Annotated in this window: 1 protein-coding gene; it reads left to right on the top strand. The window is 57.4% G+C overall.

What is annotated here, in order from left to right; genetic code table 11:
* The coding region (locus B347_RS25335) for a type IV secretion protein Rhs (RefSeq protein ID WP_033388180.1) at nt 1-279 on the top strand (279 nt) is incomplete at its 5' end.
* Nucleotides 280-333 lie beyond the last annotated feature (54 nt).

Genomic DNA, 333 nt, shown 5'->3' with positions numbered 1-333 from the left:
ACCCTGCCGGACGGCAGCCAAGTGGCCTACCGCTACGACGCCTTCGGCCGACGCATCGCCAAAGAAGTCGACGGCACCACCACCCAATTCATCTGGCAAGGCGAACGCCTGATCGCCGAAAGCTCGCAACAAAAAGGCCTGCATGGCATCAGCCACTACAGCAGCTACCTCTACGAACCGGACAGCTTCAAACCCCTAGCCCAGCTACACGGCGAAGGCGCCAAAGCGCAGATCTACCACTACCAACTCGACCACCTCGGCACCCCGCAAGAACTGTAAGCGATCCATTAACCCCACATTTTAAAGGTGGGAATCTATGGCTATCGTGGAATT

The sequence above is a fragment of the Pseudomonas psychrophila HA-4 genome, from assembly GCF_000282975.1.
Classification (GTDB): Bacteria; Pseudomonadota; Gammaproteobacteria; order Pseudomonadales; family Pseudomonadaceae; genus Aquipseudomonas; species Aquipseudomonas psychrophila_A.
The sequence above is the reverse complement of the archived record's forward strand: the minus strand, read 5'-3'. Positions and strand labels throughout refer to the sequence as shown.